Below are 13,022 nucleotides of genomic sequence, written 5' to 3'. Positions count from 1 at the left end.
CTCTTATCTAATTTGTGGGCCAATGAATCGGCTCTTGGCTTCAACCTGGGTGGCGCTGTCGTCAGCGTCCCTGAGGATGAAAGTAACTTCGTTGGTGCTGGATGGCAGTTTTTCCGGGGCCATCGACAGTTGTACCGGCAAGCTGACAATGTCGCCGGCCGCTACGCGGATTTCCTTCGCACCATCGAGCTTGAGATCCGGAAGACCGGCAGCTTCAAGCACATACACATGATCTTGCTGGTCTTTGTTCATCACTTTCAGGCTGTAGACGTTTTCGATCCAGCCCTGGGCATTTTCGCGGTACAGGACGCGGTCTTTACTGACGTCGAAGCCTACCAGCGAGCGCATGATGAAGGCACTGGAAAGCAGGCCGATCATGGCCAGCAAGACCAGCGCGTAACCGATCAGGCGAGGGCGCAGCATATGGGTTTTCTGCCCGGAAAGGTTGTGCTCGGTGGTGTAGCTGATCAAACCTTTGGGGTAGTTCATCTTGTCCATGATGGTGTCGCAGGCATCGATGCAAGCGGCGCAGCCAATGCATTCGATCTGCAAGCCGTCGCGAATGTCGATGCCGGTCGGACAAACCTGGACACACATGGTGCAGTCGATGCAATCACCCAGGCCCTTGGCTTTGTAGTCGATGTCCTTTTTGCGCGGACCACGGGTTTCACCGCGGCGAGGGTCGTAGGAAACAATCAGGGTGTCCTTGTCGAACATCACACTCTGGAAGCGCGCATAAGGGCACATGTAGATGCACACCTGTTCGCGTAGCCAGCCGGCATTGCCGTAGGTGGCCAAGGTAAAGAAGCCGACCCAGAAATACGCCCAACCATCGGCCTGGCCGGTAAAGAACTCCACCACCAGTTCGCGAATCGGTGAGAAGTAGCCGACGAAGGTCATGCCGGTCACAAAGCCGATCAGCAGCCATAGGCTGTGCTTGGCCAGCTTGCGCAGGAATTTATTGCCGCTCATGGGTGCTTTGTCGAGCTTCATGCGCTGGTTGCGGTCACCTTCAGTGACCTTTTCGCACCACATGAAAATCCACGTCCAGACACTTTGCGGGCAGGTATAACCGCACCAGACACGACCGGCGAATACGGTGATAAAAAACAGACCGAAGGCTGCAACGATCAACAAGCCGGAAAGCAGGATGAAGTCCTGGGGCCAAATGGTTGCGCCAAAGATGTAGAACTTCCGCTCTGGGAGGTTCCACCAGACTGCCTGGTGCTCACCCCAATTCAGCCACACCGTGCCGAAATACAGGAGGAACAGGACGGCGCCGCCGACCATGCGCAGGTTACGGAAAATACCGGTAAAGGCCCGGGTATAGATTTTTTCCCGAGCGGCGTAGAGATCGACGCTGTTCTTGTCTTTATTGGCAGGCGGGGTGACATCATGTACTGGAATCTGCTTGCTCATCATTGAGTCCCACGGCAGTGGAATTACGCCGCGATCAGTGCGTGCCGACCGCAGTCAGAAGTTTATGCTGCTCTAGACCGGATGATACGCCTGTAGTGGCAGTATGGGGCATGGCTGCGACCTTTAGCCGCGTTGGGTTTGCCTGATGTTTAGTGTAGTGGGTGTGTCAATTGATCTGGGTCAAGCCCACGGCGCGCGGGCTTACGACCGCCTCAGTTGCTATAAAAAAAGCCCCGCCGTTTGCACGTGCAGGGCTTCGGGCTTGCCGTACGAATTACTTCGCGTCGGCAGTCTTTTCAGCCTGGTGTGACAGGCTGTAGACATAGGCGGCCAGCAGGTGGACCTTGTCGTTACCCTGAATCGCTTCCTGTGCAGGCATCTGGCCCTGGCGGCCGTAACGGATGGTCTGCTGCAGTTGGGCGAAGCTTGAACCGTAGATGAAGGCTTGCGGGTGAGTCAGGTTAGGCGCGCCCATCGCTGGAGTACCTTTGCCTTCTGGGCCGTGGCAAGCCACGCAGTTGGCAGCGAAGATCTTCTGGCCATTGGCTACGTCAGCTTTTGCACCCTCTGGCAGCTTGCGGCCATCGAGGTTGGTCAGTACAAACGCGGCAACGTCGGCAACGCCTTGCTCACCAATGACTTCCGACCAAGCCGGCATTACGCCATGACGACCGCCCATGATGGTGGCCTTGATGGTCTCGGGCTCGCCGCCCCAGCGCCAGTCATTGTCGGTCAGGTTAGGGAAGCCGTAGGAACCCTTGGCGTCGGAGCCGTGGCAAACCGAGCAGTTGGAGGCAAACAAGCGGCCGCCCATCTTCAAGGCTTGTGGGTCCTTGGCGACTTCTTCAATTGGCATCGAGGCAAACTTGGCGAAGATCGGACCAAACTTGGCGTCCGAGCGGGCCATTTCCTTTTCCCATTCGTGAACACCGGTCCAGCCTGGCTGACCGTTGGCGAATTCGGTCTTTTTCTCGTTATCTACGTACTGGTAGCCCGGCAATACACCTTTCCAGTTGCCCAGGCCCGGGTACAGCACCAGATAGCCCAGCGCGAAAACGATAGTGCCGACGAACAACCAGAACCACCACTGCGGCAGCGGGTTGTCGTACTCCTCGATACCGTCATAGACATGGCCGACGGTTTCATCGGTGATATCGCTGCGTTGGCCCTTGCGGGTGGACAGCAGCAGCCAGGTCAGGGCAAAAATGGTGCCCAGACTCAAAACGGTGACGTACAGACTCCAGAAGGTAGTCATTCGTTGTTACTCCTAGACGCTTTCGCTTGCGCTTGCTCGACGTGCTTGCTGGCTTCGGGATCATCCGCGAAGGGCAGCATGGTCGCTTCGTCGAACTCAGACTTGCGTCGAGAACTGAACACCCACAACGCCAGGCCGATAAAGGCCACCATCACCACGACGGTGCCCAGGCCACGAATCATCCCGATATCCATCAATATCACCGTTTGCTTTTGATGATGGTGCCCAGGCCCTGCAGGTAGGCCACCAGAGCGTCCATTTCAGTCTTGCCCTTGACTGCGTCGCGGGCACCGGCGATGTCTTCATCGGTGTACGGCGTGCCTAGGGTGCGCAAGACTTCCATCTTCTTGATCGTGTCTTTGCCGTCGAGCTTGTTCTCTACCAACCATGGATAGGCAGGCATCTTCGACTCAGGCACGACGTTGCGCGGGTTGTACAAGTGCGCACGGTGCCAGTCATCGGAGTAGCGACCGCCGACACGGGCCAGGTCCGGACCGGTACGCTTGGAACCCCACAGGAACGGGTGGTCCCAGACGCTTTCACCGGCTACCGAGTAGTGGCCGTAGCGTTCGGTTTCGGCACGGAACGGACGAATCATCTGCGAGTGGCACTGTACACAGCCTTCGCGGATGTAAATGTCACGGCCTTCCAGTTCCAGTGCGGTGCGTGGCTTCATGCCCTCGACCGGCTTGTTGGTAACGTCCTGGAAAAACAGTGGGACGATCTGGGTCAGGCCGCCAATGCTGACGGCAATGACCATGAAGAAGGCCAGCAGGCCGATATTCTTCTCGACTACTTCGTGCTTCATCAGTGGGCTCCAACTACAGCGATCTGTGCAGCAGCTTCAGCTTCGGCCGGCTTCGAGGCACGGACGGTGCGGAACACGTTGTAGGCCATCAGCAGCATGCCGGAGGCGAAGAACGCACCGCCCAGGGCGCGGACGATAAAGCCTGGATGGCTGGCCTGCAGGGCTTCAACGAAGGAATAGGTGAGGGTGCCGTCGTCGTTGATTGCACGCCACATCAGGCCCTGGGTGATGCCGTTTACCCACATCGAGGAGATGTACAGCACGGTACCGATGGTAGCCAGCCAGAAGTGCGCGTTGATCAGGCCGATGCTGTGCATCTGCTCGCGACCGTAGACTTTCGGGATCATGTGGTACAGCGCACCGATCGAAATCATCGCCACCCAACCAAGAGCGCCGGCGTGTACGTGACCTACGGTCCAGTCGGTGTAGTGCGACAGCGAGTTGACGGTCTTGATTGCCATCATCGGACCTTCGAAGGTCGACATGCCGTAGAACGCCAGGGAAACCACGAGGAAGCGCAGGATCGGGTCGGTGCGCAGCTTATGCCAGGCGCCTGACAGGGTCATCATGCCGTTGATCATGCCGCCCCAGCTTGGTGCCAGGAGGATGATCGACATCGCCATGCCCAGCGACTGCGCCCAATCTGGCAGCGCGGTGTAGTGCAGGTGGTGAGGACCGGCCCAGATGTACAGAGTGATCAGTGCCCAGAAGTGCACGATCGACAGGCGATAGGAGTAGATCGGACGCTCGGCCTGCTTGGGTACGAAGTAGTACATCATGCCGAGGAAGCCGGTGGTCAGGAAGAAGCCCACCGCGTTGTGGCCGTACCACCATTGAATCATTGCATCGGTTGCGCCCGAATAAGCCGAGTAGGACTTGAACAGGGTGACCGGCAGGGATGCGTGGTTGACGATATGCAGCATCGCGGTAACCACGATGAACGCACCGTAGAACCAGTTACCGACATAGATGTGCTTGGTCTTGCGCTTGACGATGGTACCGAAGAACACCACACCGTAGGTGACCCAGACAATGGCAAGCAAAATGGCGATCGGCCATTCCAGCTCTGCGTATTCCTTGGTCGTGGTGTAACCCAGGGGCAAGGTGATGAGCGCACCCACGATGACCGCTTGCCAACCCCAGAAGGTGAAGGCCGCAAGGCTATCGGAGATCAGTCGCGCCTGGCAGGTACGCTGCACGACATAGTAGGAGGTGGCAAACAGCGCACAGCCACCGAAGGCGAAAATCACCAGGTTGGTGTGCAGTGGGCGAAGGCGTCCAAAGCTCGTCCATGGCAGGTCCAGGTTCAGCTGGGGCCATACCAGTTGCGAGGCGATGAAGACTCCAAGCCCCATGCCAAGGATCCCCCAGACCACCGTCATGATGGCGAACTGGCGGACGACCTTATAGTTATAAGCAGTCGGACTGATTGCTGTGCTCATTCTAAGGTTCCACGGTTTGGGTGTTTTTGTAGGTTAAAAAATCGGCGCAAGTATGTATAAACCGTGTGGTTATTGCAACGCGATGGCTGCACTGCCGACCTCTGCCAAAGCCCGCTCCGACGCTGTTCCGAGCGCTTTCGGCGAGCAAAGTGTACACAATTATCTTGTTGATATGTGTACCGTTGTTAATGTTTTCTTGTCCAATCGGTCAAGCTTGCTGTGATCTTTTTTTCCTGCAAAGAAGACGAGATGAAGAGGTCGAGCCGGTCCCATCTACCTTTTCACGCATTCTTCAATAGCCACAGTCGGGCAAGGGAATTAACAGGCCCCTGGTGGCGGTTGCCGTGGCAACAAGCTTAGTTCCGATCAGAGCAGGTGCAAGGTGGGGTGGCGGGGGAGGTGCGACACTTGGTCGCAAGGCGTAAACGGAACCGCCGCATTCAATGGAATGCGGCGGGTTGAGTCAAGGCTCAGTTACGCGAGGATTTTACTTGGCAGAAAGGTCGTTGCTTTGCGCGGGCTCATCCTGGGACAGGCTGTAGACATAGGCCGCCAGCAGGTGGACTTTGTCATTGCCCTGAATGGCTTCCTGTGCAGGCATTTGCCCCTGGCGACCATAACGAATGGTCTGTTGCAGTTGGGCAAAACTTGAGCCGTAAATGAAAGCCTGAGGGTGAGTCAGATCAGGTGCACCCATCGCTGGCATACCTTTGCCTTCCGGGCCGTGGCAGGCCACGCAGGTGGTTGCGAAGAGTTTCTCACCGTTGCTGGCATCGGCCTTGGTGCCCTCAGGCAACTGCCGTCCATCAAGCTTGGTCAAGACAAATGCGGCAACATCGGCAACACCTTGCTCACCAATTACCTCGGCCCAGGCCGGCATTACGCCGTGACGGCCGCCCATGATCGACTGCTTGATGGTTTCAGGCTCGCCGCCCCAGCGCCAATCTTTGTCGGTGAGGTTGGGGAAGCCATAGGCGCCCTTGGCATCGGAACCGTGGCAGACCGAGCAGTTGGACGCAAACAGACGGCCGCCCATTTTCAGCGCTTGCGGGTCTTTCGCTACTTCTTCCACCGGCATGGCAGCAAATTTAGCGAAGATCGGCCCGAACTTGGCGTCAGCCTTGTCCATTTCCTTCTGCCATTCATTGACCTGGGTCCAGCCGTTTTGATAACCCGGCAGGATGCCTTTCCAGTTGCCCAGGCCCGGATAAAGGATCAGGTAGCCGACCGAGAACACCAGGGTGCCAACGAACAGCCAGAACCACCACTTGGGCAGCGGGTTGTCGTATTCCTCGATGCCGTCGAAGCTGTGACCCATGGTCTGGTCGCCAGCTCCGGGTTTTTCACCCTTGCGCGTGGCCAGCAGCAGCCAGGTCAAGCCGATCAGGCTGCCAATGGTCAGTACGCAGATGTACGCACTCCAGAAGGTGGTCATTGCCCGTTACTCCTCGATGCGGGTTCGTTGGCGGCAGGTACTAGGCGATCATCGGCAAACGGCAGCAAGCTTGCTTCGGCAAACTCGCGGTCGCGCCGACCGTTGAACACCCACAGCGACAGGCCGATGAAGGCGATGGCCACCAGCAGGGTGCCCAGGCCGCGCAGTTGGCCTATATCCAGTGTGAAGTCCATGGCGCTTACCTCTTGTTCTTGATCGCGGTGCCGAGCACCTGCAGGTAGGCGACCAAGGCATCCATTTCGGTCTTGCCCTTGATCGACTCCACTGCACCGCTGATATCCGCATCGGTGTAAGGCACGCCCAGGGTGCGCATGGTGCGCAACTTGGTTTCGGTGTGGCTGCTGTCGACTGGAGCGGCCACCAGCCATGGGTAGGCAGGCATCTTCGACTCAGGCACGACGTTGCGCGGGTTGTACAAGTGCGCACGGTGCCAGTCATCGGAGTAGCGACCGCCGACACGGGCCAGGTCCGGACCGGTACGTTTGGAACCCCACAGGAACGGGTGGTCCCAAACGCTTTCACCGGCTACCGAATAGTGGCCGTAGCGTTCGGTCTCGGCACGGAACGGACGAATCATCTGCGAGTGGCACTGCACACAGCCTTCACGGATGTAGATGTCACGCCCTTCCAGTTGCAGCGCGGTATAAGGCTTCATGCCTTCCACCGGCTTGTTGGTGACGTCCTGGAAAAACAGCGGGACGATCTGGGTCAGTCCGCCGATGCTGACGGCAAAGACCATCAACAGCACCAGCAGGAAGACGTTTTTCTCAATGACTTCGTGTTTCATCTGGATCTCCTCAGGCCAGCTGCGCGGTGGCAGGGGCGGTCGCGGCCACTGGGGAACGCACGGTGCGCCAGGTGTTCCAGGCCATCAGGAACATACCGGTCAGGAAGATCGCCCCGCCGACAAAGCGCACGATGAAGCCAGGGTGGCTAGCTACCAGGGTTTCGACGAAGGAGTAGGTCAGGGTGCCGTCGGCGTTGACTGCGCGCCACATCAGGCCCTGGGCGATACCGTTGACCCACATCGAGGCGATGTAGAGCACAGTGCCGATGGTGGCCAGCCAGAAGTGAGCGTTGATCAGCCCCAGGCTGTACATTTGCTCGCGACCGAAGACTTTCGGAATCATGTGGTACAGCGCACCGATCGAAATCATCGCTACCCAGCCAAGAGCGCCGGCGTGTACGTGGCCGATGGTCCAGTCGGTGTAGTGGGACAGGGCGTTGACGGTCTTGATCGCCATCATCGGACCTTCGAAGGTCGACATGCCGTAGAACGCCAGCGAGACCACGAGGAAACGCAGGATTGGGTCGCTGCGCAGCTTATGCCATGCGCCCGAGAGGGTCATCATGCCGTTGATCATGCCGCCCCAGCTTGGTGCCAGGAGGATCAGCGACATGACCATGCCCAGTGATTGGGCCCAGTCTGGGAGTGCGGTGTAATGCAGGTGGTGAGGGCCGGCCCAGATGTACAGGGTGATCAGTGCCCAGAAGTGCACAATGGACAGGCGATAGGAGTACACCGGACGTTCGGCCTGTTTAGGCACGAAGTAGTACATCATCCCCAGGAAGCCTGCGGTCAGGAAGAAGCCTACGGCGTTGTGGCCGTACCACCATTGCACCATGGCGTCGGTTGCGCCGCCGTACAGTGAGTAGGACTTGGTCAGGCTGACCGGAATTTCCATGTTGTTGACGATGTGCAGGATCGCAACGGTGATGATGAATGCACCGAAGAACCAGTTACCCACATAGATGTGCTTGGTGGTGCGCTTCATCAGGGTGCCGAAGAACACCACGGCGTAAGCGACCCAGACAATGGTGATCAGGATATCGATCGGCCATTCCAGTTCGGCATACTCCTTGGAGCTGGTGAAGCCCAGAGGCAAGCTGACTGCCGCCAGTACGATCACCAATTGCCAGGCCCAGAAGGTAAAAGCGGCAAGGCGTGGAGAGAACAGGGTGGTCTGGCAGGTACGCTGGACCGAGTAATAGGACGCGGCAAACAGTGCGCAACCGCCAAAGGCGAAGATCACTGCGTTGGTGTGCAGTGGACGCAAGCGCCCAAAGCTGGTCCAGGGGAGGTCGAAGTTGAGTGAAGGCCAGACGAGTTGCGCGGCAAGAAAAACGCCGAGCCCCATCCCGACGATTCCCCACACCACCGTCATAATGGCGAATTGGCGGACCACCTTGTAGTTGTAGGCGGTACTGCTGGTTGTGTTCATGTATGGGTTCCCATCCACGGTTATAGGCAGGCTAAATAGCGAGGCAAGCATGAGTAATGGGCAAGTGGCCGGTATTGACGGGGATCAATGGGCACGGCTGATCGAAAGTCGCGGGTGGCGCTGGAATGCCCCGCAAAATCAGGGGGATGGCGAGCATGCAGGGTGTCTGATTCTGGCGCATGGCGCGGGCGCGCCAATGGACAGCGAGTTCATGGAAGAAATTGCGCAAAGGCTGGCTGCACAAGGGCTGGGGGTAGTGCGTTTCGAGTTTCCCTACATGGCACAGCGGCGCCTGGATGGTGGCAAAAGGCCTCCTAATCCGCAGGCTAAACTGCTGGAGTGTTGGCGCGAGGTGTATCAGCACGTGCGACCATTGGTCACTGGGACGTTGGCCATTGGCGGTAAGTCCATGGGCGGGCGCATGGCCAGCTTGCTGGCTGATGAGTTGGCTGCCGATGCGCTGGTATGCCTGGGTTATCCGTTCTATGCCGCTGGCAAGCCGGAAAAACCACGGGTGGCGCATTTGGCTGAATTGAAGACCCCGACGCTGATCGTTCAGGGTGAGCGGGATGCCTTGGGAAATCGGCAGGCAGTGGAGGGCTATGCACTGTCACCGGCAATACAAATAGCTTGGCTGGAAACGGGGGATCACGACCTGAAACCGTTGAAGGCGTCAGGATTTACCCACAGCGCTCATCTGGCGACGGCAGCGCAGAACATTATGGCGTTCGTGAGTAAATCAGAGCCCTAATGGCGCACGTTCCGTGGCAGCGGGCTTCACCTGGCGATAATCCTGGGTGCGGAACGAGCGCTTTATGGCAGATTGCCGCGCCCGCCCGCTTCCCTCGACTAGCGTCTCAGCCGCGGTACTCGCAAAGGTAAGCGGTATCCACAGCGACCTTCAGTTGGAACTTGCTGTTGGCTGGCACGTTGAACTGGCTGCCTGCAGAAAAGGTTTCCCAGTTGTCGCTGTCAGGCAGTTTTACGGTCAGTGCGCCGGAAACCACATGCATGATCTCGCGCTGCGCGGTGCCGAATTCGTACTCGCCAGGGGCCATTACGCCGACAGTGGCTGGACCTTCGGCGCTTTCGAATGCAATCGATTTGACCGTGCCATCAAAGTACTCGTTGACCTTAAACATGGGCGACTCCTGAAAAGGGGCTGAAAAGGCTGGCCAGTATGCCCAAGGCATCTGGCGCCGTCATCCGCTTTCAGGCGCCGCTGGCCGGCAGGCTCAACGGTAACAAACGTGCGGTGTTGCGCGCGTCTTCCAGGGCCCGATGTTGCTGCCCGCTAAACTGCAGGCCGGCCAGCTGCAGCGCACCGTTCAGGCCTAGCGGGCGCTGGAGTTGGCGAGCCTTGGCGAAGCGCTGTTTGAGGTTGATATGTGGCAGGTCGGCAAGCAGGCTGTGCATCTGATGCAGCTGCCACTCCTGGACAAGTTGCTGGCGGTCATAGTCGCCCCAGCTGACCCAGGCTTGCAGATGCTTTTGATGGTGGCCGATCCAGCGCTCGAACTGCGTCCAGACCTCTGTGAACGAGGCTGCTGTATCAACGCTCGCTTGGCCGATGTGGGTAAGCTCGCGGCAGAAGGGGGTAAGCTGCGGACGTCGCCGTGGTTTGACGAAACGCTGGAAATGATCGATTTCCCGACCCTGTCGGTTGACCAGGGTTGCGCCAATTTCGATAACTTCCATATCTGTGACCGGCCAACCTCCGTCATCTGTGGTTGCTTCCAGATCGATCACCAGCCAATGCCCCATAGTAGGCTCCATTCCAAGAGTTGTTAGAGCGTAGCCAAACTTCAGCGTGGGCGGTATCCCCTGGCGAATTGCCTGTAAGCGCCATTTGGCGCAATCGAAGGTTGTGCAGCGCCGGGAAAACGCCTAGCTTAGGTTGATTCCGGTTAGAACCCGTAAAGAGTGTGTTGCTTTGACTCCAACGCCCATGCCGCAGGTCATGTCCTTGCTGTTGATGCTCGCCACGCTGTGGCTGGCGCCGTTGGCACAGGCAATCGAGGTCGTCGAGGTCAAAGTCGGCGCTGCGCATTTCCCGCCCTATACCATGCGCCCCGAAAAGGGGGCAGATACCGGACTGTTGCCACAGCTGATCGACGCGTTGAACAACGCTCAGCAGCGTTACCACTTCATTTTGGTGCCTACTTCCATACCGCGCCGATTTGGCGATTTTCGCCAGGGGCGTACCGATATGGCGATTTTCGAGAACCCCGAATGGGGTTGGCAGGACATCGACCACGAAGCAGTCGACATGGGACTTGAAGACGCCGAGATATTCGTCACTCATGTTCAAGCCGACCGTGATGAGCGCTATTTTTCCGATCTCACGGGCAAGCGTCTGGCCCTGTACAACGGTTATCACTATTCCTTCGCTGATTTCAATCCCGATCCGCAGTACTTGGCCGAACGTTACAATGCAACGCTGACCTATTCCCACGACAGCAACCTGCTGATGGTTCAGCGCGGCCGGGCAGATGTTGCCTTGGTGACTCGCTCCTACCTCAGCGATTTTCTCAAGCGTAATCCAGGCAGCGTTGGACAATTGCTGACCTCTGAGCGGGTGGATCAGGTTTACCGTCATTACGCCTTGTTACGTCCCGGTGCGCCGATCAATGGAGCGCGATTCGCTGCGTTGCTGCAAAAGCTGTACGACAATGGTGAATTGTTGCGCATTTTCCAGCCCTATCGCATCGGCGTTACCTCGCCCCTGGCTAACTAAATTTGCGCACCCTGGCTACGTTCTGAAGGTTAAGCCACTTTCCTTTTCGAGCCCAGACCATGCCCTTCGACCTTGCTTCGCAAACGCTGTCATTACCCCGCTGGCACAGCCTGGAGGCCGATGAAAGCGACGGTCGCCTGAGCCTTGAACTTGAGGGGCGCGCTCTGATACGCGTGCGATTGGTGCGCGGCGACAGTTTCGACATTCATCTTGAGCAGTGTGATCAAGAGCGGCGCCAGCAAGCGCTGTGGGCGGCCTGCTACTGGTTGTTCGCCCGCGATCCCGATTGCCAGCGTTTGACCTGGTATTTGAGTGCCGAGCCTGTTGAAGCGTTGGCAGACGGCTTGTTGATAACTCAAGCCCGGGCGGGTGCATACAGCTGTGAAAGGATGCAGTTCTGGCAGCTGCCGCATCCTTGGCTCACGCGCACTGCGAACGGCGTGTACCCACAGCAGATGCAGCTCACCGAGGGCAAGCGGCACCCGCGCCGCGCACCCAAACCGCACGGGGAGGTGTACCGGCGATTCGATCCACGTCTGGGCGCCTGGGTGTCATTGCGCACCGTGGACATCGATACCGACCTGGAGCGCTTCAATCGCTGGCAGAACAATCCACGGGTTTTGAATTTCTGGCAGGAAGGCGGCAGTCTTGAACAGCACCGCGCGTACCTGAACAAGTTGCAAGTCGATCCGCACAGCCTGACCTTGATAGGTTGTTTCGACGATCAGCCATTTGCCTATTTCGAGGCCTATTGGGCCAAGGAGGATCGTATCGCGCCGTTTTATGCTGTTGATGATTACGATCGAGGCATTCACATGCTTGTAGGTGAGGAACATCACCGTGGCCCGCACAAAGTGGCGAGCTGGATGGCCGCATTGGTGCACTACTTGTTTCTGGATGACCCGCGGACGCAGCGAGTGGTAGCCGAGCCGCGTGCCGACAACAGCAAGATGATCGGCTACATGCAAGCGCGGCGTTTTTACCGTGAAAAAGAATTCGATTTCCCGCACAAGCGCGCGGCACTGATGGTGCTAGGGCGAGAGCAATTCTTCGAGAGTTGCGAACTTTAAACTTCAAGTTTCAAGCTGCGCGTTGACCACCACCAACTTGCAGCTTAACGCTTGCAGTTTGCCGCTCAGGTCCGCCGATTGGACACTTTGCGGCAATGTACCAGGGCGTCGCGAATCATGAAGTTGACCAGGGTTGGGGAGACGCCCAACTCCTTGGCAATATCCTTTTGCGCCACCCCATGCAGGCGGTACATTTCAAACGCGTAACGAGTACGTTCTGGTAGTTCGTTCAGTGCATCGGCAATGTTTTCCAAGGTGGCGAAATTCATGTGCGTGGCTTCGGGCGAGGCACCCTGGATCACCACATTCAGGCCCTCTTCTTCGCTGCCGGAATACCTGAGCTCCATGGACTGCTTGCGATAGTGATCGATCGCCAGGTTACGCACGATCTGGAACAAGTAACTCAGTTGGGCCTTGAACGAGGAAGTAATCGGCGGGGCTGAACTGAGCCGGAAGAAGGCGTCCTGCACCACGTCTTCAGCGCGTGAGCGGCAGCCGGTGATGCGAGCGGCGATCTTGACCAGAATACTGCGGTTGTCGACAAACGCCTGGAGTAACGGTGAATCGCACTTACTTGTGGATTGTTGTTCCGCCATGGAAATCACCTTAGCTC

Annotated in this window: 15 protein-coding genes; 3 read left to right on the top strand and 12 right to left on the bottom strand. The window is 57.8% G+C overall.

Translation table 11 applies throughout. From position 1 onward, the window contains the following. Positions 1 to 3: 3 nt before the first annotated feature. From ccoG to ccoN (D3Z90_RS18680), 9 genes are all read right to left on the bottom strand, one after another. A complete protein-coding gene (ccoG, locus tag D3Z90_RS18720) occupies positions 4 to 1,419 on the bottom strand; it encodes a cytochrome c oxidase accessory protein CcoG (RefSeq protein WP_136477426.1) in 1,416 nt (471 codons plus the stop codon). Between the two features lie 274 nt (positions 1,420 to 1,693). Further along, positions 1,694 to 2,674 (bottom strand): cytochrome-c oxidase, cbb3-type subunit III, encoded by a 981-nt coding sequence (gene ccoP / locus D3Z90_RS18715; protein WP_136477425.1) that lies wholly within the window; start codon positions 2,672 to 2,674, stop codon positions 1,694 to 1,696. After that, complete coding sequence (locus tag D3Z90_RS18710) at positions 2,671 to 2,868, bottom strand: CcoQ/FixQ family Cbb3-type cytochrome c oxidase assembly chaperone (RefSeq protein ID WP_010225992.1); 198 nt, start codon at positions 2,866 to 2,868, stop codon at positions 2,671 to 2,673. The genes ccoP (D3Z90_RS18715) and D3Z90_RS18710 overlap by 4 nt, the downstream gene beginning before the upstream one ends. Before the next feature lie 5 nt (positions 2,869 to 2,873). Then, positions 2,874 to 3,482 carry a cytochrome-c oxidase, cbb3-type subunit II gene (gene ccoO / locus D3Z90_RS18705; RefSeq protein ID WP_136477424.1) on the bottom strand — a complete coding sequence of 203 codons (609 nt, stop codon included), beginning with the start codon at positions 3,480 to 3,482 and terminating at the stop codon, positions 2,874 to 2,876. After that, positions 3,482 to 4,924, bottom strand: a complete 1,443-nt coding sequence (ccoN, locus tag D3Z90_RS18700; protein WP_136477423.1) for a cytochrome-c oxidase, cbb3-type subunit I — start codon at positions 4,922 to 4,924, stop codon at positions 3,482 to 3,484. The genes ccoO (D3Z90_RS18705) and ccoN (D3Z90_RS18700) overlap by 1 nt, the downstream gene beginning before the upstream one ends. 487 nt (positions 4,925 to 5,411) lie before the next feature. Beyond that, positions 5,412 to 6,359, bottom strand: coding sequence for a cytochrome-c oxidase, cbb3-type subunit III (gene ccoP / locus D3Z90_RS18695; protein WP_136477422.1), 948 nt, complete (start codon positions 6,357 to 6,359; stop codon positions 5,412 to 5,414). Further along, a complete protein-coding gene (locus D3Z90_RS18690) occupies positions 6,356 to 6,553 on the bottom strand; it encodes a CcoQ/FixQ family Cbb3-type cytochrome c oxidase assembly chaperone (RefSeq protein WP_136477421.1) in 198 nt (65 codons plus the stop codon). Before D3Z90_RS18690 ends, ccoP (D3Z90_RS18695) begins: the two co-directional genes overlap by 4 nt. Positions 6,554 to 6,558: 5 nt before the next feature. After that, on the bottom strand, positions 6,559 to 7,167 hold the full coding sequence (ccoO, locus tag D3Z90_RS18685) for a cytochrome-c oxidase, cbb3-type subunit II (RefSeq protein ID WP_136477420.1): 609 nt from the start codon (positions 7,165 to 7,167) through the stop codon (positions 6,559 to 6,561). 10 nt (positions 7,168 to 7,177) lie between these two features. After that, entirely contained in the window at positions 7,178 to 8,602 is a 1,425-nt protein-coding gene (ccoN, locus tag D3Z90_RS18680; RefSeq protein WP_136477419.1) for a cytochrome-c oxidase, cbb3-type subunit I, read from the bottom strand. Positions 8,603 to 8,651: 49 nt separating this feature from the next. Between ccoN (D3Z90_RS18680) and D3Z90_RS18675 the strand changes: the two genes are divergently transcribed. Continuing rightward, positions 8,652 to 9,353, top strand: a complete 702-nt coding sequence (locus tag D3Z90_RS18675) for an alpha/beta family hydrolase (RefSeq protein WP_136477418.1) — start codon at positions 8,652 to 8,654, stop codon at positions 9,351 to 9,353. A gap of 106 nt (positions 9,354 to 9,459) precedes the next feature. Here D3Z90_RS18675 and D3Z90_RS18670 read toward each other — a convergent pair whose 3' ends face one another. Then, a complete protein-coding gene (locus tag D3Z90_RS18670; protein WP_136477417.1) occupies positions 9,460 to 9,744 on the bottom strand; it encodes a pyrimidine/purine nucleoside phosphorylase in 285 nt (94 codons plus the stop codon). A gap of 70 nt (positions 9,745 to 9,814) precedes the next feature. Further along, the gene (locus tag D3Z90_RS18665; protein WP_136477416.1) at positions 9,815 to 10,366 is read right to left on the bottom strand and encodes an exonuclease domain-containing protein; all 552 of its coding nucleotides are present in this window, start codon (positions 10,364 to 10,366) and stop codon (positions 9,815 to 9,817) included. Positions 10,367 to 10,535: 169 nt separating this feature from the next. On the opposite strand from D3Z90_RS18665, the gene D3Z90_RS18660 reads away from it, so the two are divergent. Both D3Z90_RS18660 and D3Z90_RS18655 read left to right on the top strand, forming a co-directional pair. Further along, positions 10,536 to 11,339 carry an ABC transporter substrate-binding protein gene (locus tag D3Z90_RS18660; protein ID WP_136477415.1) on the top strand — a complete coding sequence of 268 codons (804 nt, stop codon included), beginning with the start codon at positions 10,536 to 10,538 and terminating at the stop codon, positions 11,337 to 11,339. Between the two features lie 59 nt (positions 11,340 to 11,398). Next, the gene (locus D3Z90_RS18655) at positions 11,399 to 12,409 is read left to right on the top strand and encodes a GNAT family N-acetyltransferase (RefSeq protein ID WP_136477414.1); all 1,011 of its coding nucleotides are present in this window, start codon (positions 11,399 to 11,401) and stop codon (positions 12,407 to 12,409) included. Positions 12,410 to 12,474: 65 nt separating this feature from the next. Here the strand turns inward: D3Z90_RS18655 and D3Z90_RS18650 are convergent, their stop codons facing one another. Continuing rightward, positions 12,475 to 13,005, bottom strand: coding sequence for an RNA polymerase factor sigma-70 (locus D3Z90_RS18650; RefSeq protein ID WP_136477413.1), 531 nt, complete (start codon positions 13,003 to 13,005; stop codon positions 12,475 to 12,477). Positions 13,006 to 13,022 lie beyond the last annotated feature (17 nt).

It is taken from the genome of Pseudomonas sp. DG56-2, from assembly GCF_004803755.1.
In the GTDB taxonomy this organism is placed as follows: domain Bacteria; phylum Pseudomonadota; class Gammaproteobacteria; order Pseudomonadales; family Pseudomonadaceae; genus Aquipseudomonas; species Aquipseudomonas auratipiscis.
This window is presented reverse-complemented; position numbering and strand designations above follow the sequence as displayed.

What these genes read in the sequence shown, in the direction of transcription:
- D3Z90_RS18675 (WP_136477418.1), top strand. Translation starts at nt 8,652, where the DNA reads ATGAGTAATGGGCAAGTGGCCGGTATTGACGGGGATCAATGGGCACGG.
- ccoG (WP_136477426.1), bottom strand. Translation starts at nt 1,419, where the DNA reads ATGAGCAAGCAGATTCCAGTACATGATGTCACCCCGCCTGCCAATAAA.
- ccoP (WP_136477422.1), bottom strand. Translation starts at nt 6,359, where the DNA reads ATGACCACCTTCTGGAGTGCGTACATCTGCGTACTGACCATTGGCAGC.
- D3Z90_RS18650 (WP_136477413.1), bottom strand. Translation starts at nt 13,005, where the DNA reads ATGGCGGAACAACAATCCACAAGTAAGTGCGATTCACCGTTACTCCAG.
- D3Z90_RS18670 (WP_136477417.1), bottom strand. Translation starts at nt 9,744, where the DNA reads ATGTTTAAGGTCAACGAGTACTTTGATGGCACGGTCAAATCGATTGCA.
- ccoO (WP_136477420.1), bottom strand. Translation starts at nt 7,167, where the DNA reads ATGAAACACGAAGTCATTGAGAAAAACGTCTTCCTGCTGGTGCTGTTG.
- ccoN (WP_136477423.1), bottom strand. Translation starts at nt 4,924, where the DNA reads ATGAGCACAGCAATCAGTCCGACTGCTTATAACTATAAGGTCGTCCGC.
- ccoO (WP_136477424.1), bottom strand. Translation starts at nt 3,482, where the DNA reads ATGAAGCACGAAGTAGTCGAGAAGAATATCGGCCTGCTGGCCTTCTTC.
- D3Z90_RS18665 (WP_136477416.1), bottom strand. Translation starts at nt 10,366, where the DNA reads ATGGGGCATTGGCTGGTGATCGATCTGGAAGCAACCACAGATGACGGA.
- D3Z90_RS18690 (WP_136477421.1), bottom strand. Translation starts at nt 6,553, where the DNA reads ATGGACTTCACACTGGATATAGGCCAACTGCGCGGCCTGGGCACCCTG.
- ccoN (WP_136477419.1), bottom strand. Translation starts at nt 8,602, where the DNA reads ATGAACACAACCAGCAGTACCGCCTACAACTACAAGGTGGTCCGCCAA.
- D3Z90_RS18710 (WP_010225992.1), bottom strand. Translation starts at nt 2,868, where the DNA reads ATGGATATCGGGATGATTCGTGGCCTGGGCACCGTCGTGGTGATGGTG.
- D3Z90_RS18655 (WP_136477414.1), top strand. Translation starts at nt 11,399, where the DNA reads ATGCCCTTCGACCTTGCTTCGCAAACGCTGTCATTACCCCGCTGGCAC.
- ccoP (WP_136477425.1), bottom strand. Translation starts at nt 2,674, where the DNA reads ATGACTACCTTCTGGAGTCTGTACGTCACCGTTTTGAGTCTGGGCACC.